Source organism: Mycobacterium sp. NGS67 (genome assembly GCF_059812185.1).
The window spans coordinates 26,602-51,541 of record NZ_JCALCF010000034.1; the positions used below are offsets into that span (position 1 = coordinate 26,602).

The 24,940-nt window shown below is 67.3% G+C and carries 22 protein-coding genes and 1 pseudogene; 17 read left to right on the top strand and 6 right to left on the bottom strand.

Annotated elements, in window-relative coordinates; translation table 11 throughout:
* Nucleotides 1-48 precede the first annotated feature (48 nt).
* Nucleotides 49-1,113, top strand: a pseudogene (locus AC5Y4D_RS23590) (type III polyketide synthase); the annotation flags it as partial.
* Here AC5Y4D_RS23590 and AC5Y4D_RS23595 read toward each other — a convergent pair.
* Nucleotides 1,096-2,379 carry a cytochrome P450 gene (locus tag AC5Y4D_RS23595; protein ID WP_500038370.1) on the bottom strand — a complete coding sequence of 428 codons (1,284 nt, stop codon included), beginning with the start codon at nucleotides 2,377-2,379 and terminating at the stop codon, nucleotides 1,096-1,098. The pseudogene AC5Y4D_RS23590 and the gene AC5Y4D_RS23595 sit on opposite strands and share 18 nt — an antisense overlap.
* A gap of 5 nt (nucleotides 2,380-2,384) precedes the next feature.
* Nucleotides 2,385-4,157, bottom strand: coding sequence for an ABC-F family ATP-binding cassette domain-containing protein (locus tag AC5Y4D_RS23600; RefSeq protein ID WP_500038357.1), 1,773 nt, complete (start codon nucleotides 4,155-4,157; stop codon nucleotides 2,385-2,387).
* 210 nt (nucleotides 4,158-4,367) lie between these two features.
* On the opposite strand from AC5Y4D_RS23600, the gene AC5Y4D_RS23605 reads away from it, so the two are divergent.
* On the top strand, nucleotides 4,368-7,409 hold the full coding sequence (locus tag AC5Y4D_RS23605) for an acyl-CoA synthetase (RefSeq protein WP_500038358.1): 3,042 nt from the start codon (nucleotides 4,368-4,370) through the stop codon (nucleotides 7,407-7,409).
* Nucleotides 7,402-7,620, top strand: coding sequence for a Trm112 family protein (locus tag AC5Y4D_RS23610; protein ID WP_499942810.1), 219 nt, complete (start codon nucleotides 7,402-7,404; stop codon nucleotides 7,618-7,620). Before AC5Y4D_RS23605 ends, AC5Y4D_RS23610 begins: the two co-directional genes overlap by 8 nt.
* Here AC5Y4D_RS23610 and AC5Y4D_RS23615 read toward each other — a convergent pair.
* Genes AC5Y4D_RS23615 through AC5Y4D_RS23625 form a run of 3 tightly spaced genes read right to left on the bottom strand, consistent with a single transcriptional unit; the run spans nucleotide 7,586 to nucleotide 9,724 of the window.
* Complete coding sequence (locus AC5Y4D_RS23615; protein ID WP_500038359.1) at nucleotides 7,586-8,206, bottom strand: TetR/AcrR family transcriptional regulator; 621 nt, start codon at nucleotides 8,204-8,206, stop codon at nucleotides 7,586-7,588. The two genes, AC5Y4D_RS23610 and AC5Y4D_RS23615, sit on opposite strands and share 35 nt — an antisense overlap.
* A 1-nt stretch (nucleotide 8,207) precedes the next feature.
* Nucleotides 8,208-9,032, bottom strand: coding sequence for an ABC transporter permease (locus AC5Y4D_RS23620; protein ID WP_500038360.1), 825 nt, complete (start codon nucleotides 9,030-9,032; stop codon nucleotides 8,208-8,210).
* On the bottom strand, nucleotides 8,960-9,724 hold the full coding sequence (locus AC5Y4D_RS23625; protein WP_500038361.1) for an ABC transporter ATP-binding protein: 765 nt from the start codon (nucleotides 9,722-9,724) through the stop codon (nucleotides 8,960-8,962). Before AC5Y4D_RS23625 ends, AC5Y4D_RS23620 begins: the two co-directional genes overlap by 73 nt.
* A gap of 113 nt (nucleotides 9,725-9,837) precedes the next feature.
* On the opposite strand from AC5Y4D_RS23625, the gene AC5Y4D_RS23630 reads away from it, so the two are divergent.
* Nucleotides 9,838-10,449: a DNA-3-methyladenine glycosylase gene (locus AC5Y4D_RS23630; protein WP_500038362.1), complete on the top strand. Its 612-nt coding sequence runs from the start codon at nucleotides 9,838-9,840 to the stop codon at nucleotides 10,447-10,449.
* Between the two features lie 243 nt (nucleotides 10,450-10,692).
* Here AC5Y4D_RS23630 and AC5Y4D_RS23635 read toward each other — a convergent pair whose 3' ends face one another.
* A complete protein-coding gene (locus tag AC5Y4D_RS23635) occupies nucleotides 10,693-11,595 on the bottom strand; it encodes a bile acid:sodium symporter family protein (protein WP_500038363.1) in 903 nt (300 codons plus the stop codon).
* A 147-nt stretch (nucleotides 11,596-11,742) separates the two neighbouring features.
* On the opposite strand from AC5Y4D_RS23635, the gene tyrS reads away from it, so the two are divergent.
* From tyrS to xerD, 13 genes are all read left to right on the top strand, one after another.
* Complete coding sequence (gene tyrS, locus AC5Y4D_RS23640; protein WP_500038364.1) at nucleotides 11,743-13,026, top strand: tyrosine--tRNA ligase; 1,284 nt, start codon at nucleotides 11,743-11,745, stop codon at nucleotides 13,024-13,026.
* A 107-nt stretch (nucleotides 13,027-13,133) separates the two neighbouring features.
* A complete protein-coding gene (locus tag AC5Y4D_RS23645) occupies nucleotides 13,134-13,484 on the top strand; it encodes a DUF732 domain-containing protein (RefSeq protein WP_500038365.1) in 351 nt (116 codons plus the stop codon).
* Nucleotides 13,485-13,557: 73 nt separating this feature from the next.
* A complete protein-coding gene (locus AC5Y4D_RS23650) occupies nucleotides 13,558-14,379 on the top strand; it encodes a tetratricopeptide repeat protein (protein WP_500038366.1) in 822 nt (273 codons plus the stop codon).
* Nucleotides 14,348-15,382: an HAD-IIA family hydrolase gene (locus AC5Y4D_RS23655; protein ID WP_499942785.1), complete on the top strand. Its 1,035-nt coding sequence runs from the start codon at nucleotides 14,348-14,350 to the stop codon at nucleotides 15,380-15,382. Before AC5Y4D_RS23650 ends, AC5Y4D_RS23655 begins: the two co-directional genes overlap by 32 nt.
* Before the next feature lie 24 nt (nucleotides 15,383-15,406).
* Nucleotides 15,407-15,583 carry a hypothetical protein gene (locus tag AC5Y4D_RS23660; protein WP_499942782.1) on the top strand — a complete coding sequence of 59 codons (177 nt, stop codon included), beginning with the start codon at nucleotides 15,407-15,409 and terminating at the stop codon, nucleotides 15,581-15,583.
* Between the two features lie 8 nt (nucleotides 15,584-15,591).
* Nucleotides 15,592-16,401 carry a TlyA family RNA methyltransferase gene (locus tag AC5Y4D_RS23665; protein ID WP_499942778.1) on the top strand — a complete coding sequence of 270 codons (810 nt, stop codon included), beginning with the start codon at nucleotides 15,592-15,594 and terminating at the stop codon, nucleotides 16,399-16,401.
* Nucleotides 16,398-17,321: an NAD kinase gene (locus AC5Y4D_RS23670; RefSeq protein WP_499942775.1), complete on the top strand. Its 924-nt coding sequence runs from the start codon at nucleotides 16,398-16,400 to the stop codon at nucleotides 17,319-17,321. The genes AC5Y4D_RS23665 and AC5Y4D_RS23670 overlap by 4 nt, the downstream gene beginning before the upstream one ends.
* A gap of 3 nt (nucleotides 17,322-17,324) precedes the next feature.
* The gene (recN, locus tag AC5Y4D_RS23675) at nucleotides 17,325-19,058 is read left to right on the top strand and encodes a DNA repair protein RecN (RefSeq protein ID WP_500038367.1); all 1,734 of its coding nucleotides are present in this window, start codon (nucleotides 17,325-17,327) and stop codon (nucleotides 19,056-19,058) included.
* 255 nt (nucleotides 19,059-19,313) lie between these two features.
* Nucleotides 19,314-20,495, top strand: a complete 1,182-nt coding sequence (gene steA, locus AC5Y4D_RS23680; protein WP_499942769.1) for a putative cytokinetic ring protein SteA — start codon at nucleotides 19,314-19,316, stop codon at nucleotides 20,493-20,495.
* A gap of 12 nt (nucleotides 20,496-20,507) precedes the next feature.
* On the top strand, nucleotides 20,508-21,452 hold the full coding sequence (locus AC5Y4D_RS23685) for a copper transporter (protein ID WP_500038368.1): 945 nt from the start codon (nucleotides 20,508-20,510) through the stop codon (nucleotides 21,450-21,452).
* Between the two features lie 117 nt (nucleotides 21,453-21,569).
* Nucleotides 21,570-23,330 (top strand): CTP synthase, encoded by a 1,761-nt coding sequence (gene pyrG / locus AC5Y4D_RS23690; RefSeq protein WP_500038371.1) that lies wholly within the window; start codon nucleotides 21,570-21,572, stop codon nucleotides 23,328-23,330.
* A complete protein-coding gene (locus AC5Y4D_RS23695) occupies nucleotides 23,323-23,946 on the top strand; it encodes an NUDIX domain-containing protein (RefSeq protein ID WP_500038369.1) in 624 nt (207 codons plus the stop codon). The genes pyrG and AC5Y4D_RS23695 overlap by 8 nt, the downstream gene beginning before the upstream one ends.
* Before the next feature lie 8 nt (nucleotides 23,947-23,954).
* Nucleotides 23,955-24,887 (top strand): site-specific tyrosine recombinase XerD, encoded by a 933-nt coding sequence (gene xerD / locus AC5Y4D_RS23700; RefSeq protein WP_500038372.1) that lies wholly within the window; start codon nucleotides 23,955-23,957, stop codon nucleotides 24,885-24,887.
* The last annotated feature ends 53 nt before the right edge of the window (nucleotides 24,888-24,940 follow it).

Consider the following 24,940-nt stretch of genomic DNA (forward strand, 5'->3'; position numbering starts at 1 on the left):
ACTGCACATTCGGGCAACAGATCAGCGGGGGCAACCAATCGAGGCAGGTGCATGAGCGTCATCGCAGGTGTGTACGGGGCATTGCCGCCACACCGATACAGCCAGAGTGAGATCACCGACCTTTTCGTCGGGTTCCCGGGTCTTCAGGAACACGAGGACATCGTGCGGCGTCTGCACAAATCCGCCAAGGTCAACGGTCGCCACTTCGTGCTGCCGCTCGAGCAGTACCCGGCGCTGACCGACTTCGGCGCCGCCAACGAGATCTTCATCGACAAGGCGGTCGATCTCGGCATCGAGGCACTGATGGGCGCCCTCGACGAAGCCGGGCTACAACCGCAGGACATCGACCTGATCGTCACCACGACCGTCACCGGGGTGGCCGTGCCGTCGTTGGATGCCCGGATCGCCGGCCGGCTCGGCCTGCGTCCCGACGTCCGACGGATGCCGCTGTTCGGCCTGGGCTGCGTCGCCGGCGCGGCGGGGGTGGGGCGACTGAACGACTATCTGCGTGGTGCCCCGGACGACGTCGCCGTCCTGATCTCCGTCGAGCTGTGCTCGCTCACCTACCCCGCGGTCAAGCCGACGGTGTCGGGGCTGGTGGGTTCGGCGCTGTTCGGCGACGGCGCAGCAGCTGTGGTCGCCGTCGGAGACCGGCGCGCTGAAAAACTGAGTGCCGCCGGCCCGGACATCATCGATTCACGCAGCAGCCTGTACCCCGAATCCCTGCACATCATGGGCTGGGACGTGGGCTCGCACGGTCTGCAGCTGCGGTTGTCACCGGATCTGACCGATCTGATCGAGCAATACCTGGCCTCCGACGTCGACGGCTTCCTTACCGCGCACGGCTTGACCAAGGACGACATCGGTGCCTGGGTGAGCCACCCCGGCGGACCGAAGGTCATCCACGCGATCACCGACAGCCTGCAGTTGGCGCCCGAGGCGCTGGAGCTGACGTGGCGTTCGCTCGGCGAAATCGGGAACCTGTCGTCCTCGTCGGTCCTGCACATCCTGCGCGACACCATCGAGAAGCGTCCGCCCACCGGCAGTCCCGGCCTGATGCTGGCGATGGGTCCCGGGTTCTGCGCGGAACTGGTGTTACTGCGCTGGCACTGACTCGTCCACCTGCACCGTCAGACCCGGCCGCGGACTCAACGCGGCGAAGTTGACCGCGCGAATGCGCTGAGGTGGCAGTCGAAGTCGGGTCCGGGCCACCAGTCGCGCCAGCATGACTGTCATCTCGGTGACCGCCATGACCGCGCCGATGCACCGGTGCAACCCGCCACTGAACGGAATGAATTCGTGCGGAGCGGGTTTGCGGTAACCAGCTGTTGAGGGGTCCCACCGCTCCGGGCGAAATTCGCGGGGATGAGGCCATGACGCGGCGTCTCGGTGCGTCACATACGCACTGAACACGATCATCCGCCCGGTCCGGATCCGGTGCCCGTCGAAAGACAGGTCGCGCATCACCCGCCGGGCCGAGATCACCCCCGGTGAGTACAGCCGAAGTGTTTCGTGCACAACGCCGTTGAGGTAGGTCAGCGCAGTGAGATCCGCAGCCGTAGGCGTCCGGCCGCCCAGCACCCGGTCCACTTCTTCGGCGGCGGCGTCCCACGCGCCGGGCAGCGTGAGCAAGGTATAGGCCGCCCATGCCAGTGCGGCGCTGGTGGTTTCGAAACCGGCGGTGATCATCGACACGATCTGATCGCGAATCTCGTTGTCGCTCAGGGTTGCACCTTCGTCGGAGCGACCGTTGAGCAAGATGGTCAGCAGATGGTCGTCGGGTCTGGGATTGGCCCGCGCATCGGCGATCTCACGGTCCATCAGGTCGTCGATGCGCTTGCGGGCGTTCATCGCTGCCCGCCAGCCCCGCGAGTTGAACCGCCGCTGCAGGCGCATCACCTGCGGGGGCCGGTGAGTGAGGTCGAGCAGGGGTTGCAGTTGCTCGCCCAGGAAGTCCGAATGCGCGGCCATGCGCGAACCGAACAGACTCTCAGCGGTGCTGCGCCGCACAACCGAGCGGAACTCGGCATAGATGTCCAGCCGCTGGCCGGCCCGCCAGCCGTCGATCGCGCTGTCCACGGTGGACACCATGGTCTGCACATAGTCCTGAATCTGCCGGTGCCGCAGACCGGGTGCGACCACACTGCGCCGCCGGCGATGGTCCGCACCGTCACTGACGATCAGCGCGGTCGGGCCGTCGACGGGCGCCAGATTCTCGAACGTCTCGCGCCAGCTGAACGCGTCGGCGTTGGCGAAGATGAACTTGTTCGCCTCGGGGCCCAACAGATATACGAACCCGTGCCGCCCGATGCCGGCATTGGTCACCGGACCATGACGCTTGTACAGCGCGAGCAGCGCTTCGCCGGGCGGATACGAGATCGGCTTCATTCGAGTGTTTCCGACAATTCGAGCCATTGCCCCTCCAATACGACGACGTCGTCTTCCAGCGTGCGCAATCGCTGGGTCAGCGCCGTGATGCCGACGTGGTCGGATTGGTCGTGCTCGGCGAGTTCGGTGTGCATGGCGGTGATCCGCTCGGTCAGGCGCGCGAGTTGACGGTCGATGGAGGCCAACTCCTTCTCGGCGGCGCGCCGCTGCGCACCCGACATCGCCTGTGCCGTTTGCGCCGGTGCGTCTGCGGCGGTCCTGGCCGTGGTGCGGGTGGCGAGCTCGAGATATTCGTCGATGCCGCCGGGCAGATGCCGCAACCGGCCGTCCAGGATCGCGTACTGCTGGTCGGTGACGCGTTCGAGCAGGTAACGGTCGTGGGATACCACGATCAAGGTGCCCGCCCAGGAGTCGAGCAGGTCTTCGGTGGCGGTCAACATGTCGGTGTCGACGTCGTTGGTGGGTTCGTCGAGTAGCAGCACATTCGGCTCGGCCAGCAGGGTGAGCATGAGCTGCAGACGCCGTCGCTGACCACCGGACAGCTCACCGACACGCGCCGACAGCTGCCCGCGGCCGAAGCCCAGCCGCTCGAGCAACTGGGTGGGCGTCATCTCCCGGCCCTCCACCTCATAACCGGTCTGCAGGCGGCCCAGTACGTCGGCGATTCGCTCGGCGGCGAGAGCTTTCAGCTCGTCCCCACGCTGGTCCAGCACCGCCAACTGCACCGTCTTGCCGCGCTTGACCCGCCCGCTGTCCGGCTGGACCGTACCGGCGATCAAGCCCAGCAGCGTCGACTTTCCGGCACCGTTTGCTCCGACGATGCCGGTGCGTTCCCCGGGCGCGATGCGCCACTCGACGTCGCGCAACACCGCGCGACCCTGGTAGGAGACCGATACGTCGAGCAGATCGACGACGTCTTTGCCCAGCCGGGAGGTGGCCAGTTTGGCCAACTCGACCGGGTTGCGCAGCGGCGGGACGTCCGCGATCAGCTGGTTGGCGGCCTCGATCCGGAATTTGGGCTTGGAGGTGCGCGCGGGGGGCCCGCGGCGCAACCACGCCAATTCCTTGCGCATCAGGTTCTGCCGTTTGGCTTCTGCCGCGGCGGCGATCCGGTCCCGTTCGACCCGTTGCAGCACATACGCTGCGTATCCGCCTTCGAACGGTTCGACGACGCCGTCGTGCACTTCCCAGGTTGTGGTGGCGACTTCGTCCAGAAACCAGCGGTCGTGGGTGACCAGCAACAGTCCGCCGCTGTTGCGTGCCCAGCGCTGACGCAGATGGCGCGCCAGCCAGGTGATGCCCTCGATGTCGAGATGGTTGGTGGGTTCGTCGAGGGCGATCACATCCCATTCGCCGATCAGCAATTGGGCCAGTTGCACCCGTCGCCGCTGACCACCGCTGAGGGTCGAAATCGTTCCGTCCCAATCGATGTCGGATACGAGTCCGTCGACCACGTCGCGGATGCGGGCGTCGCCGGCCCATTGGTGTTCGGGTTGGTCGCCGACGAGCGTCGCGGCGACGGTGCTGCCTGCGTCCAGGATGTCGGCCTGGCTGAGCGCGCTGACTCGCAGCCCGCTCCGGTGGGTGACCCGGCCGGAGTCCGGCCGGACCGAGCCGGTGAGCAGGCCCAGCAAGCTGGACTTACCGTCCCCGTTTCGGCCCACGATGCCGATGCGGGCGCCGTCGTTCACGCCGAGCGTGACCGAATCGAAGATCACCTGGGTCGGATATGCCAGGTGCACGGCCTCGGCTCCGAGCAGGTGTGCCACTTTGACGACGGTAGTAGGTGCGGCCGCGGGTGGGCATGCGCGGACCGTGTGCGTGACAGCGGCCGCCACGATCAACCCGATCACGGGCCCGCGCTCTGCGCCGCGCGGTCGCCAAAAGGCGCGACAGACAACGCATCTCGTCCCGCTGTGACAGACCGCTGGCTGGTGGGTGACCCAAAACCCAGTGACCCAGACCACACTTCGACAGCGATGTGCCATGATGTCCACGCTGGTCAAGGCCAACTCAGCGAGCAGTCAGGAGCAGCGGTGGATCTCAATTTGTCGATGGTGACCAGGCCGGTCGAGCGGTTGGTGGCCACAGCCCAGAACGGGTTGGAAGTGCTGCGACTGGGGGGCCTGGAAACGGGCAGCGTCCCGTCGCCGTCTCAGACCGTCGAGAGCGTACCCATGTACAAACTCCGGCGGTACTTTCCGCCGGACAACCGGCCGGGACAACCGCAGGTGGGTCCGCCGGTGCTGATGGTGCACCCGATGATGATGTCGGCCGACATGTGGGATGTGACCCGCGAGGACGGTGCGGTGGGAATCCTGCACGCCGGCGGGCTGGACTGCTGGGTCATCGATTTCGGCTCTCCCGACAAGGTCGAAGGCGGCATGCGCCGCAACCTCGCCGACCACATCGTCGCCCTCAGCCAGGCCATCGACACGGTGAAGGACGCCACCGGGCAGGACGTGCACCTGGTCGGGTATTCGCAGGGCGGAATGTGGTGCTACCAGGTCGCGGCGTATCGGCGCTCCAAGAGCCTGGCCAGCATCGTCGCGTTCGGTTCCCCGGTGGACACGCTGGCCGCGCTTCCGATGGGACTGCCGGCGAACCTGGCTCCCGGCATGGCCGATTTCATGGCCGACCACGTATTCAACCGGTTGAACATCCCAAGCTGGATGGCGCGCACCGGTTTTCAGATGATGGATCCGTTGAAGACGGCCAAGGCGCGCGTCGACTTCGTGCGTCAACTGCACGACCGTGAGGCGCTGCTGCCGCGCGAACAGCAGCGCCGATTCCTCGAGCGTGAAGGCTGGATCGCCTGGTCGGGGCCGGCGATCTCGGAGTTGCTCAAGCAGTTCATCGCGCACAACCGGATGATGACCGGCGGTTTCGCCATCAACGGCCAGCTGGTGACGCTCACCGACATCACCGTCCCGGTCCTGGCGTTCGTCGGTGAGGTCGACGACATCGGCCAGCCGGCCTCGGTACGCGGCATCCGCCGGGCCGCACCCAACACCGAGGTCTACGAATGCTTGATCCGGACAGGTCATTTCGGCCTGGTAGTGGGATCCCGGGCGGCTCAACAGAGCTGGCCGACCGTCGTCGAGTGGGTGCGCTGGATCTCCGGCGGCGGCGACAAGCCCGGCAGCATCGGGTTGATGGTCGAGCAGTCCGCCGAGAGCACCGACAGCGGGGTCGCACTCAGCTCCCGGCTCGCACACGGGGTGGGGGAGGTGTCCGAGGCGGCGCTGGCGATGGCCCGCGGTGCCGCCGACGCCGTCGTCGCGGCCAACCGATCGATGCGCACCCTGGCCGTCGAGACCGTCCGCACCCTGCCGAGGCTGGCCCGACTCGGGCAACTCAACGACCACACCCGAATCTCGTTGGGCCGCATCATCGAGGAACAGGCCCGAGACGCCCCGCAGGGTGAATTCCTGTTGTTCGACGGCCGCGTGCACACCTACGAGGCGGTCAACCGCCGGATCAACAACGTCGTGCGTGGCCTGATCGAGGTGGGGGTACGGCAGGGCGACCGGGTGGGGTTGCTGATGGAAACCCGGCCCAGCGCGCTGGTCGCCATCGCTGCCCTGTCCCGCCTCGGTGCGGTCGCCGTGATGATGCGCCAGGACGTCGACCTGGCCGCGCAGGTGCGGCTCGGGGGAGTCAGCGAAATCCTGACCGACCCCAGCAACCTCGAGGCCGCCCGGCAGCTGCAGGGCCAGATCCTGGTGCTCGGCGGTGGCGAGTCGCGCGATCTGCACCTACCCGAAGACGCGGACGTGATCGACATGGAGCAGATCGATCCCGACGCCGTGCAGTTGCCGGCCTGGTACCGGCCCAACCCGGGCTTCGCGCGGGACCTGGCGTTCATCGCGTTCAATGCCGCCGGCGGCGAACTGGTCGCCAAGCAGATCACCAACTTCCGGTGGGCTCTGTCGGCGTTCGGAACGGCCTCGACGGCGGCACTGGACCGCAAGGACACCGTCTACTGCCTCACGCCGCTGCATCACGAGTCCGCGCTGCTGGTCAGCCTGGGCGGGGCGGTGGTCGGCGGTACCCGCATCGCGTTGTCCCGCGGCATCCGACCGGATCGGTTCGTCTCCGAGGTCCGTCAGTACGGCGTCACGGTGGTCTCCTACACCTGGGCCATGCTGCGCGACGTCGTCGACGACCCGGAGTTCGCGCTGCACGGCAACCATCCGGTGCGGTTGTTCATCGGCTCCGGCATGCCCACCGGTTTGTGGCGCCGGGTGGAAGATGCGTTCGCTCCCGCTCACGTCGTGGAGTTCTTCGCCACCACCGACGGGCAGGCGGTGCTGGCCAACGTGTCCGGCGCCAAGGTCGGCAGCAAGGGACGGCCGCTGCCGGGTGCCGGTCGAGTGGAACTGGGCGCCTACGACGCCGAGCAGGATCTGATCCTGGAGAACGACGACGGCTTCGTGCAGGTTGCCGAGACCAACCAGATCGGGGTGCTGTTGGCGCAGTCCCGTGGGCCGATCGATCCGAGCGCTTCGGTCAAGCGCGGGGTCTTTTCTCCCGCCGACACCTGGATCTCCACCGAGTACCTGTTCCGCCGGGACGAGGACGGGGACTTCTGGTTGGCCGGCCGGCGCGGCTCGGTGGTTCGCACGGCGCGCGGCATGGTGTACGCCGAACCGGTCACCGATGCACTCGGGTGCATCAGCGCGGTCGACCTCGCGGTGACCTACGGCGTCCCGGTGGGCGACCGTTATCTGGCGGTGTCCGCGGTGACGCTGCGGCCGGGTGCCACCATCACCGCCGCCGACCTGACCGAGGCAATCGCGGGCATGCCGGTGGGGCTGGGTCCCGACATCGTTCATGTGGTGCCCAAGTTCGAGCTCAGCGCCACCTACCGGCCCACGGTCAGCGCGCTGCGGGCCGCCGGTATCCCCAAATCCGGCCGTCAGGCCTGGTATCTGGATGCCGGCAGCAACGAGTTCCGCCGACTGACCCCGGCGGCACGCACCGAGATCAGCGGCAAGAAGGTGCCCGCCGATGCTTGACGACACCTTGCTGCAGATCCTGGTGTGCCCGGCCGACCGGGGGCCGCTGCTGCTGGTCGACGACGGCAAAGCGCTCTACAACCCGCGGTTGCGGCGTGCCTACCGCATCGACGACGGCATCCCGGTGCTGCTCGTGGACGAGGCCCGTGACGTCGACGACGACGAACATGCGCGCTTCACGGCGCAAGGCCTTCCGGAAGATCCCCGGTGAGATAGCGCTGTAGGTTCGGCGCGATGGTCTGCACGATCTGCTCGGTCGGCAGTGACGCGAACGGTTCGACCTTGATGATGTAGCGGGCCATCACGACGCCCATCAATTGCGAGGCGACGAACTGGGTGCGGATCTTTCCCGTTCCGGGCGGATTGTCGACCCGCGTACCCACCGCGCCGCCGACGATTTCCTGCAGGAACGAGCGCGCCAGACCCACGTCGTTGCCCGAGATCAGCGAGCGCAGCGTGGCGATCAACTGCGCGCCCAGCTCCGAATCCCACAGCGGCAACAGCAGCGAGGGCAGCCGCAGCCCCATCTCCTCGATCGGTGCTTCCAGCACCGGCCCGATCACCTGCATCGGGTTGATCGGGATGTGGATGGCGGCGGCGAACAGTTGCTCCTTGGTGCCGAAATAGTGATGCACCAGGGCGGCGTCCACTCCGGCCGCCGCGGCCACCGCCCGAATCGAGGTCTTGTCAATCCCTTTGTCGGCGAACATCTCTCGCGCACAGACCAGGATTCGCTCCCGGGTGTCGGAGTTGCCGGCGGGCCGGCCGGGCCGCTTCTTGCCGGTGGCTGCCGCCACGCTACGGGGTCCTCCGCCGCAAGGTCGCGGCGGCCAGGCACAGGGATGCGACGGCGAAGCCCAGGACGACGACCATGTCACGCACGGTAGTCGGGGTCAGTCCCGGATGCGCACCCACCTGCTGCAGCGCCTCGAGTGCGTAGCTGGCCGGCATGGCGTTGCTGATCCAGTGCAGCCAGTCCGGCATCGCCGCCCGCGGCACGATTACCCCGGCCAGCAACAGCTGCGGCACCATCACCAACGGGATGAACTGCACGGCCTGAAATTCCGTGCGCGCGAAGGCACTGAACAACAATCCGAGCCCGACCCCCAGCATCGCGTTGGCGATCGCGATCACGAACACCCATGCCGGGCTGCCGGTGGTCTCGAAGCCCAGCAGCCAGAACGAGACCAGGCACGCCACCGTGGCCTGGGCCGCCGCGGCGATAGAGAACGCAGTGCCGTATGCCATCAGCAGGTCGAAGCGCCGCAACGGCGTGGTCAGGATGCGTTCCAGCGTTCCCGACGCGCGCTCGCGTTGCATGGTGATCGACGTGATGATGAACATCACGAACAGCGGGAACAGGCCCAGCAGGATCAGGCAGGCATTGTTGAACGGCGTCGGAGCGCCCGGGCGGTGGGGAGCATTCTGAAACATGAAGTACATCAACGTGATAACCAGCACGGGCACCACCATGATCATGGCGACGCTGCGGTGGTCGGCGGCCAACTGGCGCAGGATTCGCGCCGTGGTCGCGGTGTATCCCTTGAGCCCTAGCCGGCCTTCGGTTGCTGCTCGGTGCTGCGCTGGATGATGGACAGAAACGCTTCCTCCAGTGACGTGCATGAAGTTTCCTCTCGTAGTCGGGCCGGGGTGGTGTGCGCGACCAGGTGGCCTTCGCGCATCAACAACAGATCGCCGCAGTGGTCGGCTTCGTCCATCACGTGGCTGGACACCAGCAAGGTGGTACCAGTGTCGGCCAGCTCCTGGAATTGCCGCCAAAGGTCAACCCGCAGAACGGGATCCAGTCCCACGGTGGGTTCGTCGAGCACCAGCAGCTCGGGCCGGCTGACCAGTGCGCACGCCAGTGACACCCGGGTGCGCTGGCCGCCGGAAAGGTTGGTGCAGAACGCCGTTCGGTGATCGGTCAGTCCCACCCGGTCGATGGCCTCGTCGGCGGCGTCCCCGTCGAAGCCGTACAGCGACGCGAGATAGCGGACGTTGTCGACCACCCGCAGGTCCTGATAGATGGTCGGGTCCTGGGGCACGTACCCGACCCGTCGGCGCAGCGCGGCGGATCCGGCCGGCCGCCCGAGCACCGTGACCTTGCCGCCGGCGACGATCTGGCTGCCGACGATGCAGCGGATCAGGGTGGTCTTACCGCACCCGGACGGACCGAGCAGGCCGGTGATGCTGCCGCGCCCGATCTCGACGGAGAAGTCGTGCAGAGCCGGGCGTTTGCCGCGGATCACGCGGAGGTGCTCGATGCTGACCGCAGTGTCCTCCGTCATTAATTCATCGCGTGATGAAGTCATCATGTGATGAATATCCACCCGATGTCTGCTGCTGTCAATAGGGGAGACTTTGGTCGCGGTGACCCGCTGCGCCCAGCTTCGCTGCGCTTGCGGTCACCACGGGCAGAATCGGTGCGGTGAGCGCCTCCGAATTGTCGGTCGACCCCCTTACCGCCGCCCACCGCCTACTCGGCGCCACCCTCGTCAGCCGCGGCGTCACAGCGGCGATCGTCGAGGTCGAGGCCTACGGCGGAGTCCCGGACGGACCGTGGCCGGACGCCGCCGCGCACTCCTACCGCGGTCCCACCCCCCGCAACGCGGTTATGTTCGGGCCCCCCGGGCGGCTATACACCTACCGCAGTCACGGAATCCACGTGTGTGCCAACGTCGCGTGCGGTCCCGACGGCACCGCCGCGGCGGTGCTGCTCAGGGCGTGTGCCATCGAGGACGGGTTCGACACGGCACGGTACCGCCGCGGCGAGCTCGTGCGCACCGTTGCGCTGGCCCGGGGTCCGGGCAACCTCTGCTCAGCCTTGGGAATCACCATGGACGACAACGGCATTGACCTTTTCGATCCCGACGCGCCAGTGCGGTTGGAGCTGCACGGTCCGCTCACACCCACCGAAGGACCGCGCGTCGGAGTGAGCAAAGCCGCCGACCGGCCCTGGCGGTTGTGGCTGGCCGGTCGGCCGGAGGTGTCGGCATACCGACGCAGTCCGCGAGCGCCCGCGCCCGGCGAAAGTGACTAGTCGCCGCCACGTTCGGCTCCACCTGGACCTTCAGCGTGAAGCTATGGATTTGAGTGTGAATCCTGGGATTTGCGCGTGAAAACTGGGCGGGATTTCGCCGATTTTCCCGCCGTGTGTTCACCCCGAAAGCCGTCATTTCACTATCAACGCCAAGGCTGCACACTCAACGCCAAGGATGCACACTCAACGCCAAACGCCTTACGACCACGAAAACCCCGCCGACCCTGACGCCGTGGCCAGTGACTAACCCGAAGATTTCTCGATGAGGGTGTCGTCGGGGTCCGGCGTGGCACGGTAGGCGGCGTCCAGGCGGCGAACAGCAAAGACGAACGGTAGCGCGACGAAGGGCGCGAGAACTCCGTAAACGGCAGCGGGAGTGGCTATCTCGGCGTTGTTCAGCAGTTGCGGGCTCAACGCGATGCCGATTGCCACCACGGCATTGTGCAGTCCGATCTCCAAACTGACCGCGATGGCCTGTCGCGGCGCCAGGCGCAGCCAGCGGGGCACCAGGTAGCCCACGGTGAGGCTGATGGCGCAGAAGGACAACACTGCGGCGCTGAGCACGCCGAAGTTGTTCCACAGCGTCGCCTGGCCGCCCGCAACCCCGGCGGCGATGGCAACCACCAGGAGCACCGCGGCAGCGATCCTGACCGGCTTCCGTAGCCGTCGGGCCAGATCAGGGAAGCGGTGGCGTACCGCGACACCGACCGCCGTCGGGATCAGCACGAGGCCGACCACGGTGAGGAATTTGTCGAATTGCAACGGGATGAAACGTCCGTCGCCGAGGAACCAGGTCATCGAGAACGCCAGGATCGCCGGTATCGCGAAGATCGCCAACACCGCGTTGATCGCCGTCAAAGTCAGGTTGAGCGCGAGGTCACCGTCGACGAGATGGCTCAGGACATTCGCCAGCATTCCGCCCGGGGTAGCGGCCATCAGCATGAGGCCGACCGCAAGGTTGGGCGAAAGGTGTAGTAATTCGGCGATCAGCAGGCACACGGCGGGCAACAGCAGCGACTGACAGATCAGCGCCACCAGCAGTGGGCGCCGGAGCGTGGCGGCGCGTCGGAAGTCCTCGACGGTCAGCGTCAAACCGAGGGCAAGCATCACCGCCACGACGACCAACGGGAAGAACTGGTTCTGCATATCGCTCCGTGACTGGGGGTCAGATTCGCCTCGGCTGGCCGCAAGTCACTCTACGACTGGTCGTCTTCGAGGCGCTCGGCTCAAATCATCCTGAGCGAATCGCGGGCACGTATCGGCAGCAACGACGGCCCTGCAAGACTCTGTGCCATGGTTACCGAGCCCTCCGGGATCCTCGACGAGCTCAACTGGCGTGGATTGATCGCCCAGTCCACCGATCTCGCCGCGCTGTCCGCCGAGGCGCAACGCGGTCCGATGACCGTCTACGCCGGATTCGACCCCACCGCGGCGAGCCTGCACGCGGGGCATCTGGTGCCGCTGTTGGCGTTGCGCCGTTTCCAACGCGCCGGGCACCGCCCGATTGTGCTGGCCGGCGGTGCCACCGGCATGATCGGTGACCCCCGCGAGGTCGGTGAGCGCAGCCTGCACGGGGCCGACATCGTCGCCGAATGGACCGAACGGATCCGGGGACAGCTGGAGCGTTTCGTCGACTTCGGCAATTCACCGACCGGTGCCATCGTCGAGAACAATCTCGATTGGACCCGCCCGATGTCGGCAATCGAGTTCCTGCGCGATATCGGCAAGCACTTCTCGATCAACGTGATGCTGGACCGCGACACCGTGCGCCGTCGGCTCGAAGGCGACGGGATCTCCTACACCGAGTTCAGCTACATGCTGCTGCAGGCCAACGACTACGTGGAACTGCACCGCCGGCACGGTTGCACGCTGCAGATCGGCGGCTCGGATCAGTGGGGCAACATCATCGCCGGGGTACGGTTGGTGCGCCAAAAGCTCAGTGCCGCAGTGCATGCGCTCACCGTCCCGCTGGTGACCGCAGCAGACGGCACCAAGTTCGGCAAATCGACCGGCGGTGGCAGCCTGTGGCTCGACCCGCAGCTGACCAGCCCGTACGCCTGGTACCAGTACTTCGTCAACACCGCCGACGCGGACGTGATCCGCTACCTACGGTGGTTCACCTTCCTGACGGCCGAGGAAATCGCCGAGTTGGAGCAGGCCACCGCAGAACGCCCCCAGCAGCGCGCGGCTCAGCGCAGATTGGCCGCTGAACTCACCACTTTGGTGCACGGCGAGGCAGCCACCGCAGCGGTCGAGCATGCCAGCCGGGCGCTGTTCGGGCAGGGTGAATTGGCGGACCTCGACGAGGCGACGTTGTCGGCGGCCCTGCGTGAGACCAGGGTCGCCGAGCTGAAACCCGGTGACGCGGAAGGGATTGTCGACCTACTGGTGGCCAGCGGGCTTTCGGACAGCAGGAAGGCAGCACGTCGCACGATCGCCGAAGGTGGCGTGTCCGTCAACAACATTCGCGTGGAAAGCGACGAATGGTCACCGCAGACAACCGATTTCCTGCACGGGCGGTGGCTGGTGCTGCGTCGCGGCAAACGCAACATCGCCGGCGTCGAACGAACCCCGTAGCGCGCCACCACGGCGGCGTATCGCGGCGACGGTCCGAAACGCGGTAGTGCGCAAATCTTTACCCCACCGTGTCGCGGACGTGACCAGCGTTGCGCACTGTTGTCACGATGACCACACCCGGGATCGCGCTCAGGGTTTTGGCGTTGACCGCCGGTGTATTCAGCGTCTCGGCCGGCGTGGCTGCCCCGATCCACGCAGACATGTTGGGCAACGCATTCCTCAATGCGTTGACCAACGCAGGTATTGCGTACAGCCAGCCCGCCACCGCGGTCGCGATAGGCCGATCGGTGTGCCCGAAGGTACTTGCGCCCGGCGGCACGTTCGAGGCCGTCGTCGCCGAAATTGCGGAACTCAACGACATGTCGCGCGAGCGGGCCGCAGGATTCACCATCCTCGCGATCGCCACCTATTGTCCGTCGTTGCTCTCGCCGTTGTTCCCGAACAAGTTGCAGGCCTGACCCCAAGCCGGGTTGTGGTGCGGCCGAACTCGCAAATTGTGTCTCTGTCCCGGGTGCCCGTAACCTCTAGCGGGTGGTCGACGACAGGCAGGGGCGCGACGACGCGCGGCGTCCGAGACCTCCGTCGGGCGATTCACGTCGGCGCGATCCGCGTCGCGAGCGAAACGGGTCCTGGTCGGGTCCCGGACGAGCCCGTCCCGCGCAACCCAGGCCCGACGTCGAACGTCCCGCTCAGGACGGACCCCCGATCCCGGCGGACATCGACGCCCGACAACTGGCGCCCGACGTCCGGCGTGAACTGAGCACCCTGGACCGAGCCACCGCGGACGCCGTCGCGAGGCACCTGGTCGCCGCCGGAGGACTGCTCGACGACGACCCGCAATCCGCGCTGGGCCACGCCCGTGCGGCCCGCGCCCGGGCCAGCCGGATCGCCGCGGTCCGTGAGGCGGTCGGCATCGCCGCGTATCACTGCGGTGACTGGGCGCAGGCGCTGGCCGAGTTCCGTGCCGCCCGCAGGATGGGCAGCAAGTCCGCGCTGCTGGCGCTCATCGCCGACTGCGAACGCGGCCTCGGTCGCCCGCAGCGGGCCATCGACCTGGCGCGCGGGCCCGAGGCGGCCCAGCTCACCGGTGACGACGCGGACGAGTTGCGCATCGTGGCCGCCGGAGCCCGCGCCGACCTCGGGCAGCTCGAGCAGGCGCTGACGGTGCTGTCCACCCCGCAGCTGGACCCGGCGCGCACCGGTTCGACGGCGGCACGGTTGTTCTACGCCTACGCCGAAACGTTGCTGGCGCTCGGACGCGATGAGGACGCCCTGCAATGGTTTTTGCGGTCGGCGGCCGCCGACATCGAGGGCGTCACCGATGCCGAAGACCGGGTCAGCGAACTTGGCTGACACCAAAAACATTGCACAGCAATACGATTGCTTGCTATTGGACCTGGACGGCACCGTCTTCCGCGGCCAAGAGCCCACTGCGGGGGCGGTGGAATCGTTGGAGGAAATCGACAGCCGCAAGCTCTTCGTCACCAACAATGCCTCCCGCAGCGCCGGCGAGGTCGCCGCGCACCTGCGTGAGCTCGGGTTCGATGCCGACAGCCAGGATGTGGTCACCAGCGCGCAGAGCGCGGCCAATCTGCTTGCCGCACAGTTGGATCCGGATTCCAAGGTGCTGGTCGTCGGCACCGACGCACTGGCCGACGAGATCTCCGCGGTCGGCTTGCGTCCGGTCCGGTGCTTCGATGACGGACCCGACGCCGTCGTGCAAGGTTTGTCCAAAACCCTCAACTGGTCCGACCTCGCGGAAGCAACGCTGGCGATCCGGGCCGGTGCGTTGTGGGTTGCGGCCAACGTCGACAAGACACTGCCCACCGAGCGGGGTCTGTTGCCCGGCAACGGATCTCTGGTCGCCGCGCTGCGAGCGGCCACCGACGAGGACCCGCAGGTGGCCGGCAAGCCGGGTCCGCAACTGATGAAAGATGCGGTGGGCCGCGGTGACTTCCGCGCCCCACTGGTGGTCGGAGACCGGTTGGACACCGACATCGAAGGCGCCAACGCCGCCGACTTGCCCAGCCTGATGGTGCTCACCGGGGTGAACTCCGCGCGCGACGCGGTCTACGCCGAACCCGATCAGCGGCCTACCTACATCGGCCAGGACTTGCGGTCCTTGCTGCTGGAATCCGATCAGCTCAAGGTCGGCCCGCAGCCGTGTTGGCGGGTCGAGAGCCGGGACCAGACGGTAACGGTCACCGCGACCGGAGACGACCAAGGCGACGGCCTGGCCATCGTGCGCGCACTGGCCGCGGCCGTCTGGGATCTGGACGAGGTGCCGCGCATCGAGGCCGGCGACGAGCAGGCCCGCGACGCCCTGCAGAAGTGGTCGCTGATGCCCACCGACTAGCCGGTGACTAGCGTAGGGAGCGCAATGACTATCGATCCTGACCAGATTCGCGCCGAAATCGAAGAACTGCTCGCCCAGCTGCCCGACCCGGACAACGCCGGAGCCGGGCCGTCGCTCGAAGAGCTCGAAGACATCGCCCGCCGCCTGTCCGAGGCGCACGACGTGCTGATGCGGGCGCTGGAGTCGGCGGAGAAGGGCTGAGTGCTCGCGTGCCACGGCGTGCCCGCGTCGACGCCGAGCTGGTCCGGCGTGGTCTGGCACGCTCCCGGCAGCAGGCCGCGGAGTTGATCGGCGCCGGGAAGGTGCGTATCGATGGCCTGCCGGCGGTCAAGCCGGCCACGGCGGTGTCTGTCACTGCGGCGCTGACCGTGGCCGACGACGGCGGACGCACCTGGGTGTCGCGCGGCGCGCACAAACTGATCGGGGCCCTGGACGCCTTCGCGATTCCCGTCGAGGGCCGCCGCTGTCTGGACGCGGGCGCATCGACCGGCGGATTCACCGAGGTCCTCCTGGACCGGGGCGCCGCCGAGGTCGTCGCCGCCGACGTCGGGTACGGCCAGCTGGCCTGGTCACTGCGCAGCGATCCGCGGGTGATGGTGGTCGAGCGAACCAACGTCCGGGACCTGACTCCCACGGCGATCGGCGGTCCCGTCGGCCTGGTGGTGGCTGACCTGTCGTTTATCTCGTTGGCGACGGTGTTGCCCGCGCTGGTTGGTTGCGCTTCGCCCGGCGCGGATATCGTTCCCATGGTGAAGCCGCAATTCGAGGTGGGCAAGGGCCAGGTGGGACCCGGCGGGGTCGTCCAGGACCCGCAGTTGCGCACGAATGCGGTGCTGACGGTGGCGCGCCGGGCCGCGGAGTTCGGCTGGCCCGCGGTGGGCGTGACCGCCAGTCCGTTGCCGGGGCCGTCGGGCAACGTCGAGTATTTCCTGTGGCTGCGTGCCGAACCCGGTCGCGGGCTGGCTGGCGAGGAGTTGACGGCTGCGGTGCAGCGTGCTGTCAGGGAGGGGCCGCAGTGACATCGCAACGGACCGTGCTGCTGGTCGTCCACACCGGCCGTGACGAAGCGACCGAAACCGCCCGGCGCGTGGAAAAGATATTGAACGACAACGGCATTGAACTGCGTGCGCTGTCGGCCGAAGCGGTCGACCGCGGATCGCTGCGGTTGGCTCCCGGCGACATGCGGGCCGTGGGCAGCGATATCGAGGTGATCGACGCCGACCCTAGGGCCGCGGACGGCTGTGAACTGGTCCTCGTGCTGGGCGGCGACGGTACGTTCCTGCGCGCGGCCGAGCTGGCGCGCAACGCCGGCATCCCGGTGCTGGGCGTGAACCTGGGCCGCATCGGATTTTTGGCCGAAGCCGAGGCCGAAGCCATCGACGTCGTGCTCAATCACATCTGCGCCAGAAGCTACCGGGTGGAGGACCGTCTGACGCTGGATGTGGTTGTGCGCCAAGGCGGCGATGTGATCGACCAGGGCTGGGCACTCAACGAAGCCAGTCTGGAGAAGGGTCCCCGGCTGGGGGTGCTGGGCGTAGTGGTGGAGATCGACGGTCGGCCGGTTTCGACGTTCGGCTGCGACGGGGTGCTGGTGGCCACTCCCACCGGATCCACCGCGTACGCGTTCTCCGCGGGCGGACCGGTGTTGTGGCCCGATCTGGAAGCAATCCTGGTGGTGCCCAACAACGCTCACGCGTTGTTCGGGCGCCCGATGGTCACCAGCCCGGATGCAGTCATTGCGATCGAAGTCGAGGCCGACGGTCACGATGCGCTGGTGTTCTGCGACGGACGCCGGGAGATGCTGGTGCCGGCCGGCAGTCGGTTGGAGGTGAGTCGCGCTGTCACACCGGTGAAGTGGGCGCGGCTGGACAGCGCGCCGTTCACCGACCGCTTGGTGACCAAGTTCCGGTTGCCCGTAACAGGTTGGCGCGGGCAGTAACTGGTGCTCACCGAGATCAGAATCGACTCGCTGGGCGCCATCAGCGTCGCGACCGCCGAGTTCGGTAGCGGCTTGACGGTACTGACCGGCGAGACCGGCACCGGCAAGACCATGGTGGTCACCGGGTTGCATCTGCTGGGCGGCGGGCGTGCCGATCCGGCCCGGGTCCGGTCCGGGGCCGAGCGCGCCGTCGTCGAAGGCCGTTTCAGCACAAGCGATGTCGCCGACGCGATGACCGCGGATCTGGACGCCATCCTGGACGCATCCGGTGCCGAGCGTGACGAAGACGGCAGCGTGATCGCGCTGCGCACAGTCAATCGGGACGGGCCGTCGCGCGCCTACCTCGGCGGCCGCAGCGTGCCGGCAAAGTCGTTGAGCGGGTTCACCACTCAGCTGCTGGCGCTGCACGGGCAGAACGACCAGCTGCGGCTGATGCGTCCCGACGAACAACGTGGTGCGCTGGACCGGTTCGCGGCCGTCGGGCCCGCGCTGGAGCGCTACCGCAAGTTGCGCGACGCCTGGTTGACGGCCCGACGCGATCTGGCCGACCGCCGCGATCGCGCCCGTGAACTCGTCCAGGAAGCCGACCGCTTGAAGTTCGCGCTGACCGAGATCGATGCCGTCGACCCGCTGCCGGGGGAGGACGAGGCACTGGTCGCCGATATCGTCCGACTGTCCGAACTGGACACGTTGCGCGAGGCTGCGGCGGTTGCCCGCGAATCGCTGTCGAGCTCGTCGGAGGACGGATTCGGCGCCGCAGAGGCGCTGGGGCGGGCGCGCTCGGCGCTGGAATCGACCGGCGATGCCCGGCTGCGGACGCTGGCCGAACAGATTTCCGGTGCCCTGACGGTGATCGTCGATGCTGTGGGCGAGCTCGGCGACTACCTGGACGGGTTACCCGTCGACGCCAGCGCGCTGGAGGCCAAGCTGGCCCGCCAGGCTCAGCTGCGAACTTTGACCCGCAAGTACGCGCCCGACATCGATGGGGTGTTGCGGTGGGCGCAGGAGTCCCGCGAACGGTTGGCCCAGCTCGACGTCTCCGAAGAGGGTCTGGCCGCGCTGGAGCGGCGCGCCGACGAACTCGGCCACCAATTGGCGCAGGTAGCAACGGATCTGAGCAGAAGCCGGCACAAGGCAGCAAAAAAGCTCGCCAAGGAGGTCACCGCCGAGCTTTCGGCGCTGGCGATGGCCGACGCGGAATTCAGTATCGACGTGACCGCCGACCTGACCGACTCCCACGATCCGCTGGTACTGCCTTCAGGTGAGACGGTGCGGGCCGGCATCGACGGCGTCGACGTGGTCGAGTTCGGCTTTGCCGCGCACCGCGGCATGTCGGTGCTGCCACTGGCCAAGAGCGCTTCGGGGGGCGAGCTGTCGCGGGTGATGCTGGCGCTGGAGGTTGTGTTGGCCGGGTCGGCGACCGGCACGACGATGGTGTTCGACGAAGTCGACGCCGGGGTCGGCGGTTGGGCGGCGGTACAGATCGGCCGGCGGCTGGCCCGGCTGGCCCGAACCCATCAGGTCATCGTCGTGACGCATCTACCCCAGGTTGCGGCGTACGCCGACGTCCATCTGGTGGTGCACAGCCAAGGACCCACGGGTGCCAGCGGGGTTCGCCGGCTGGACAGCGACGACCGGGTGGCGGAGCTGGCGCGGATGCTGGCCGGGCTGGGGGAGTCCGACAGTGGTCGGGCTCACGCCCGCGAGCTGCTCGACACCGCGCAGAACGAACTCTAGGACTTCTTGGCACGCCGGGATGGTGTGCGGCAGCGAGCGGCCCCATATGTACGCAGAATGCTGGTTTTGGCGTACATATGAGGACTTTCGCGCCTGAAGGCGCCAGCAATGCGGCGGCCATACAGCAGTGTGCCCAAACCGCTGATGCCGGACCGCAACGCACCTGTTACAGATGTGACAGTTTTAAACTTATGAGGCAGATGTTACGGCGCGCCTCCCCACCTGCGGCGGCCGTCGCGGACAGAATCAGCCCCCATGAAGATGTCAGCGCTGCTATCTCGCAACAGTGACCGTCCCGGCCTGATCGGCACCGCACGTGTGGACCGGAACATCGACCGACTCCTGCGCCGCGTGTGCCCGGGCGACATCGTCGTCCTCGACATCCTCGACCTGGACCGCATCACCGCCGACGCATTGGTCGAAGCTGACATCGCCGCCGTCGTCAACGCGTCCCCGTCGGTCTCGGGCCGCTACCCCAACCTCGGCCCCGAGGTGTTGGTGAACAACGGCGTCACTCTGATCGACGAGACCGGGCCGGAGATCTTCAAGAAGGTCAAGGACGGCTCCAAGATCCGGTTGCACGAAGGCGGCGTGTACTCCGGGGACCGACGGCTGATCCGCGGCACCGAGCGCACCGACCACGACATCGCCGACCTGATGCGCGAGGCGAAGAGTGGGTTGGCAGCCCATCTGGAAGCGTTCGCAGGCAACACGATTGAGTTCATCCGCAGCGAAAGCCCGCTGCTGATCGACGGCATCGGCATTCCCGACATCGACGTCGACATGCGCCGCCGGCACGTGGTGATCGTCTCGGAGGAGGACAGCGCCGCCGAGGACCTGAAGTCGCTCAAGCCGTTCATCAAGGAGTACCAACCGGTGCTCGTCGGTGTCGGACAGGGTGCCGACGTGCTACGCAAGGCGGGCTATCGCCCGCAGCTCATCGTCGGCGATCCCGACCAGATCAGCACCGAGGTCCTCAAGTGCGGCGCGCAGGTGGTGTTGCCCGCCGACGCCGACGGGCACGCGCCCGGCCTGGAACGCATCCAGGACCTGGGGGTGGGGGCCATGACTTTCCCCGCGGCCGGTTCGGCAACCGACCTCGCGCTGCTGTTGGCCGACCACCACGGGGCGGCGCTGCTGGTCACCGCGGGTCACACCGCCAACATCGAGACGTTCTTCGACCGCACCCGCTCGCAGAGCAACCCCTCGACGTTCCTGACCCGGCTTCGGGTCGGCGAGAAGCTGGTGGACGCCAGAGCGGTCGCCACCCTGTACCGCAACCACATCTCCGGCGGCGCCATCGCGCTGTTGGCGCTGACCATGCTGATTGCCATCATCGTGGTGCTGTGGGTGTCCCGCACCGACGGCGTGGTGCTGCACTGGGTCGTCGACTACTGGAACCAATTCACCCTCTGGATCCAGCAATTGATCTCCTAGATCGGAACCATCATGATCTCGTTACGCCAACATGCAATCTCACTGGCCGCGGTCTTCCTGGCGCTGGCCATCGGAGTGGTGCTGGGCTCCGGCTTCTTCTCCGACACGGTGCTGTCCAGCCTGCGTAACGAGAAGCGCGACCTCGCCGCCCAAGTCAACGGACTCAACGACCAGCGCAATGCGCTAAACGAAAAGCTCAGCGCCGCAAACAGTTTCAATGCCCAGGTGCTCGGCCGCATCGTGCATGACGCGTTGACCGGCAAGACGGTGGTGCTCTTCCGCACCCCCGACGCCAAGGACGACGACGTTGCGGCGATATCGAAGATCGTGGGACAGGCCGGTGGTTCGGTCACCGGAACGGTGTCGCTGACACAGGAGTTCGTCGAAGCCAACTCGGGGGAGAAGCTGCGCTCGGTGGTCAACTCGGCCGTCCTGCCGGCCGGGACGCAACTCAGCACCAAACTCGTCGACCAGGGTTCCCAGGCCGGTGACCTGCTCGGCATCGCGCTGCTGACCGCAGCCAAACCTGATGCGCTGCCGGTCGATGACACCCAGCGCGACACCGTCCTGGCCGCCCTGCGGGAAACCGGGTTCATCACCTACCAGCCCAGCCAGCACGTCGATGTGGCAAACGCCGCGATCGTCGTGACCGGCGGGGGACTGCCCGCCGATGCCGGCAATCAAGGAGCCACGGTGGCGCGATTCGCGGCTGCCCTGGCCCCGCATGGCTCGGGCACGGTGCTGGCCGGTCGCGACGGTTCGGCCGGTGGCAGCGCCGCGGTGGCGGTGGCACGCGCCGACGCCGCGATGGCCGGGGCGATCAGCACGGTCGACGACGTCAACGCCGAGTCCGGGCGGATCACCGCGATCCTCGCCCTGCACGACCTGCTCGGCGGTGCCCGTCCCGCCCACTACGGCACCGGACACGGGGCCGCGTCGGTCACCGTTCCCCAGTAGGGCGTGTTCCCCGCGGCGTGACGCGGCGGATGTTAGGGTGGGTTTCCGTGGGTCGGCAGGCCCAGCTCGTTGTTTTTCCTGCACCATGCCCTGCCCGTCTTCACGGAGGTCGCCCAGTTGCGCAAGCATCCGCAGACTGCCACCAAGCACCTCTTCGTCAGTGGTGGGGTCGCTTCCTCGTTGGGCAAAGGGCTGACGGCCAGCAGCCTGGGTCAGTTGCTGACCGCGCGCGGACTGTACGTCACGATGCAGAAGCTGGACCCCTATCTCAATGTCGACCCCGGCACCATGAACCCGTTCCAGCACGGTGAGGTGTTCGTCACCGAAGACGGGGCGGAGACCGATCTCGACGTCGGGCACTACGAGCGTTTCCTGGACCGAGACCTGTCCGGGTCGGCGAATGTCACTACGGGGCAGGTGTATTCGACGGTAATCGCCAAAGAACGCCGTGGCGAATACCTCGGCGACACCGTCCAGGTGATTCCGCACATCACCGACGAGATCAAACGTCGCATCCTGGCAATGGCCGAACCGGACGCCGACGGCAACCGCCCGGACGTGGTGATCACCGAGATCGGCGGCACGGTCGGCGACATCGAATCCCAGCCGTTCCTGGAGGCGGCCCGTCAGGTCCGCCACTACCTGGGCCGCGAGGACGTGTTCTTCCTGCACGTGTCGCTGGTGCCTTATCTGGCTCCGTCGGGCGAACTCAAGACCAAACCGACCCAGCACTCGGTGGCCGCCCTGCGCAGCATCGGTATCAGCCCGGACGCGCTGATCCTGCGCTGCGACCGCGTCGTTCCCGAGGCGCTGAAGAACAAGATCGCGCTGATGTGTGACGTCGACATCGACGGTGTCATCTCCACCCCGGACGCGCCGTCCATCTACGACATCCCCAAGGTGTTGCACCGCGAGGAACTCGACGCGTTCGTGGTGCGTCGACTCAACCTGCCGTTCCGTGACGTCGACTGGACCGAGTGGGACGACCTGCTGCGTCGCGTGCACGAACCGCACGACACGGTGCGAATTGCGTTGGTAGGAAAATACATCGAGCTCTCGGACGCCTACTTGTCGGTCAGCGAGGCGCTCCGCGCCGGTGGCTTCAAGCACCGCGCGAAGGTCGAAATGCATTGGGTGGCTTCCGATGACTGTGAGACGCCCAGTGGTGCGGCGCACGCTCTGGGCGACGTGCACGGGGTGCTGATTCCCGGCGGGTTCGGCATCCGCGGCATCGAGGGCAAGATCGGGGCCATCCGGCATGCGCGGGCCCGCGGGTTGCCGGTGTTCGGATTGTGCCTCGGGCTGCAGTGCATCGTGATCGAAGCCGCCCGCTCGGTGGGGCTGACCGAGGCGAATTCGGCCGAATTCGAACCGGACACACCGGATCCGGTGATTTCTACGATGGCCGACCAGGAGCACATCGTGGCTGGTGAGGCCGACCTCGGCGGCACCATGCGACTCGGTGCCTATCCTGCGGTACTGGACGCGGATTCGATTGTGGCGCAGGCATACCAGAGCACCGAGGTGTCTGAGCGGCACCGGCACCGTTACGAGGTGAACAACGCTTACCGGGACAAGATCGCCGAAAGCGGTCTGCGGTTCAGCGGGACCTCACCCGACGGGCACCTGGTGGAGTTCGTCGAATACCCACCCGATCAGCACCCGTTCATCGTCGGCACCCAGGCCCACCCGGAATTGAAGAGCCGGCCCACCCGCCCGCACCCGTTGTTCGTCGCCTTCGTCAGGGCGGCCATCGACTACAAGGCCGGTGAGCTGCTGCCCGTGGAGATCCCGGAGATACCCGAACACGGGCCCAACGGCAACGAGCACCGGAGTGGCATCGCGCAGTCGCTAGCCGAACCCATCACCCGTGGCTGAGCACGACTTCGAGACGGTATCGTCCGAATCCCTTTATCAAGGAGCCATTTTCGCGCTACGCCGCGACGAAGTGCGGATGCCGGGCGGCAACACCGCCAAGCGCGAAGTGCTCGAACATTACGGCGCGGTCGCCGTCGTCGCGATGAACGACGACAACGAGATCGCGTTGGTCTACCAGTACCGCCACACCTACGGGCGCCGGATCTGGGAGTTGCCCGCCGGACTGCTCGACGCCGCGGGCGAACCGCCGCACCTGACCGCCGCACGTGAGCTCGAGGAAGAGGTCGGGCTGCACGCCACCACCTGGCAGGTGCTGCTCGACGTCAACACCGCCCCCGGCTACAGCGACGAATCGGTGCGGGTGTACCTGGCCACCGGGCTCAGTGACATCGGACGCCCCGAGGCGCAGGACGAAGAAGCCGACATGACGATGCGCTGGTACGCCCTCGACGACGCGGTCCAACGGGTACTGAGCGGTGAGATCGTCAATTCCATTGCCATTGCCGGGATTCTGGCGACGCACTCGGTGACCGAGGGGCTGGCCCAGCCGCGCCCGGTGGACAGTCCGTGGGTCGACAAACCCACGGCGTTCGCCGAACGCAAGGCCGCGCAGTGACGACGGCACTGACGCTGGACGGGCAGCTGCAGGGCTACCTCGACCATCTGACCATCGAGCGCGGCGTCGCCGCCAACACCCTCAGCTCCTATCGCCGCGACCTGCGTCGCTACGCGAAACACTTGGAAGAGCGCGGAATTCACGATCTGGCCCGGGTCGGGGAGAACGACGTCAGCGAGTTCTTAGTGGCGCTGCGGCGCGGTGATCCGGATTCCGGGGCTACGGCGCTGTCCGCGGTGTCGGCGGCGCGGGCGCTGATCGCGGTGCGCGGACTGCACCGCTTCGCCGCCGCCGAAGGGCTGGCCGATCTGGACGTCGCGCGCGCGGTGCGCCCGCCGACGCCGGGGCGGCGGCTACCCAAAAGCCTCACCATCGACCAGGTGTTGGCGCTGCTGGAAGCCGCCGGCGGCGAGGATGCCTCCGACGGTCCGCTGACGTTGCGTAACCGGGCGCTGCTGGAGTTGTTGTACTCCACCGGTTCCCGGATTTCCGAAGCGGTCGGCCTGGACGTCGACGACGTCGACACCCACGCCAGGTCGGTGTTGTTGCGCGGCAAGGGCGGCAAGCAGCGGCTGGTGCCGATCGGGCGGCCGGCGGTGCACGCGCTGGACGCCTATTTGGTGCGCGGTCGCCCGGATCTGGCCCGACGGGGCCGTGGCACTGCGGGCATCTTCCTCAATGTCCGCGGCGGCCGGTTGTCCCGGCAGAGCGCATGGCAGGTGCTGCAGGACGCCGCAGACCGGGCCGGCATCACCTCGGGTGTGTCGCCGCACATGCTGCGGCACTCCTTCGCCACGCACCTGTTGGAGGGCGGCGCCGACGTGCGCGTGGTCCAGGAGCTGTTGGGCCACGCGTCGGTGACCACGACGCAGATCTATACGTTGGTCACCGTGCACGCGCTGCGCGAGGTGTGGGCCGGAGCCCATCCGCGGGCCACCTAGCCTGCGCGAGCAGACGCAAAAGCCCCCATTTTCGACGCGAAAATGGGGCTTTT

Excerpts from the sequence above, each read along its gene's own strand:
- AC5Y4D_RS23605 (WP_500038358.1), top strand. The coding sequence starts at position 4,368 with ATGTGCCATGATGTCCACGCTGGTCAAGGCCAACTCAGCGAGCAGTCA.
- AC5Y4D_RS23610 (WP_499942810.1), top strand. The coding sequence starts at position 7,402 with ATGCTTGACGACACCTTGCTGCAGATCCTGGTGTGCCCGGCCGACCGG.
- AC5Y4D_RS23620 (WP_500038360.1), bottom strand. The coding sequence starts at position 9,032 with ATGCACGTCACTGGAGGAAGCGTTTCTGTCCATCATCCAGCGCAGCAC.
- AC5Y4D_RS23625 (WP_500038361.1), bottom strand. The coding sequence starts at position 9,724 with ATGATGACTTCATCACGCGATGAATTAATGACGGAGGACACTGCGGTC.
- AC5Y4D_RS23635 (WP_500038363.1), bottom strand. The coding sequence starts at position 11,595 with ATGCAGAACCAGTTCTTCCCGTTGGTCGTCGTGGCGGTGATGCTTGCC.
- tyrS (WP_500038364.1), top strand. The coding sequence starts at position 11,743 with ATGGTTACCGAGCCCTCCGGGATCCTCGACGAGCTCAACTGGCGTGGA.
- AC5Y4D_RS23645 (WP_500038365.1), top strand. The coding sequence starts at position 13,134 with ATGACCACACCCGGGATCGCGCTCAGGGTTTTGGCGTTGACCGCCGGT.
- AC5Y4D_RS23655 (WP_499942785.1), top strand. The coding sequence starts at position 14,348 with ATGCCGAAGACCGGGTCAGCGAACTTGGCTGACACCAAAAACATTGCA.
- AC5Y4D_RS23660 (WP_499942782.1), top strand. The coding sequence starts at position 15,407 with ATGACTATCGATCCTGACCAGATTCGCGCCGAAATCGAAGAACTGCTC.
- steA (WP_499942769.1), top strand. The coding sequence starts at position 19,314 with ATGAAGATGTCAGCGCTGCTATCTCGCAACAGTGACCGTCCCGGCCTG.
- AC5Y4D_RS23685 (WP_500038368.1), top strand. The coding sequence starts at position 20,508 with ATGATCTCGTTACGCCAACATGCAATCTCACTGGCCGCGGTCTTCCTG.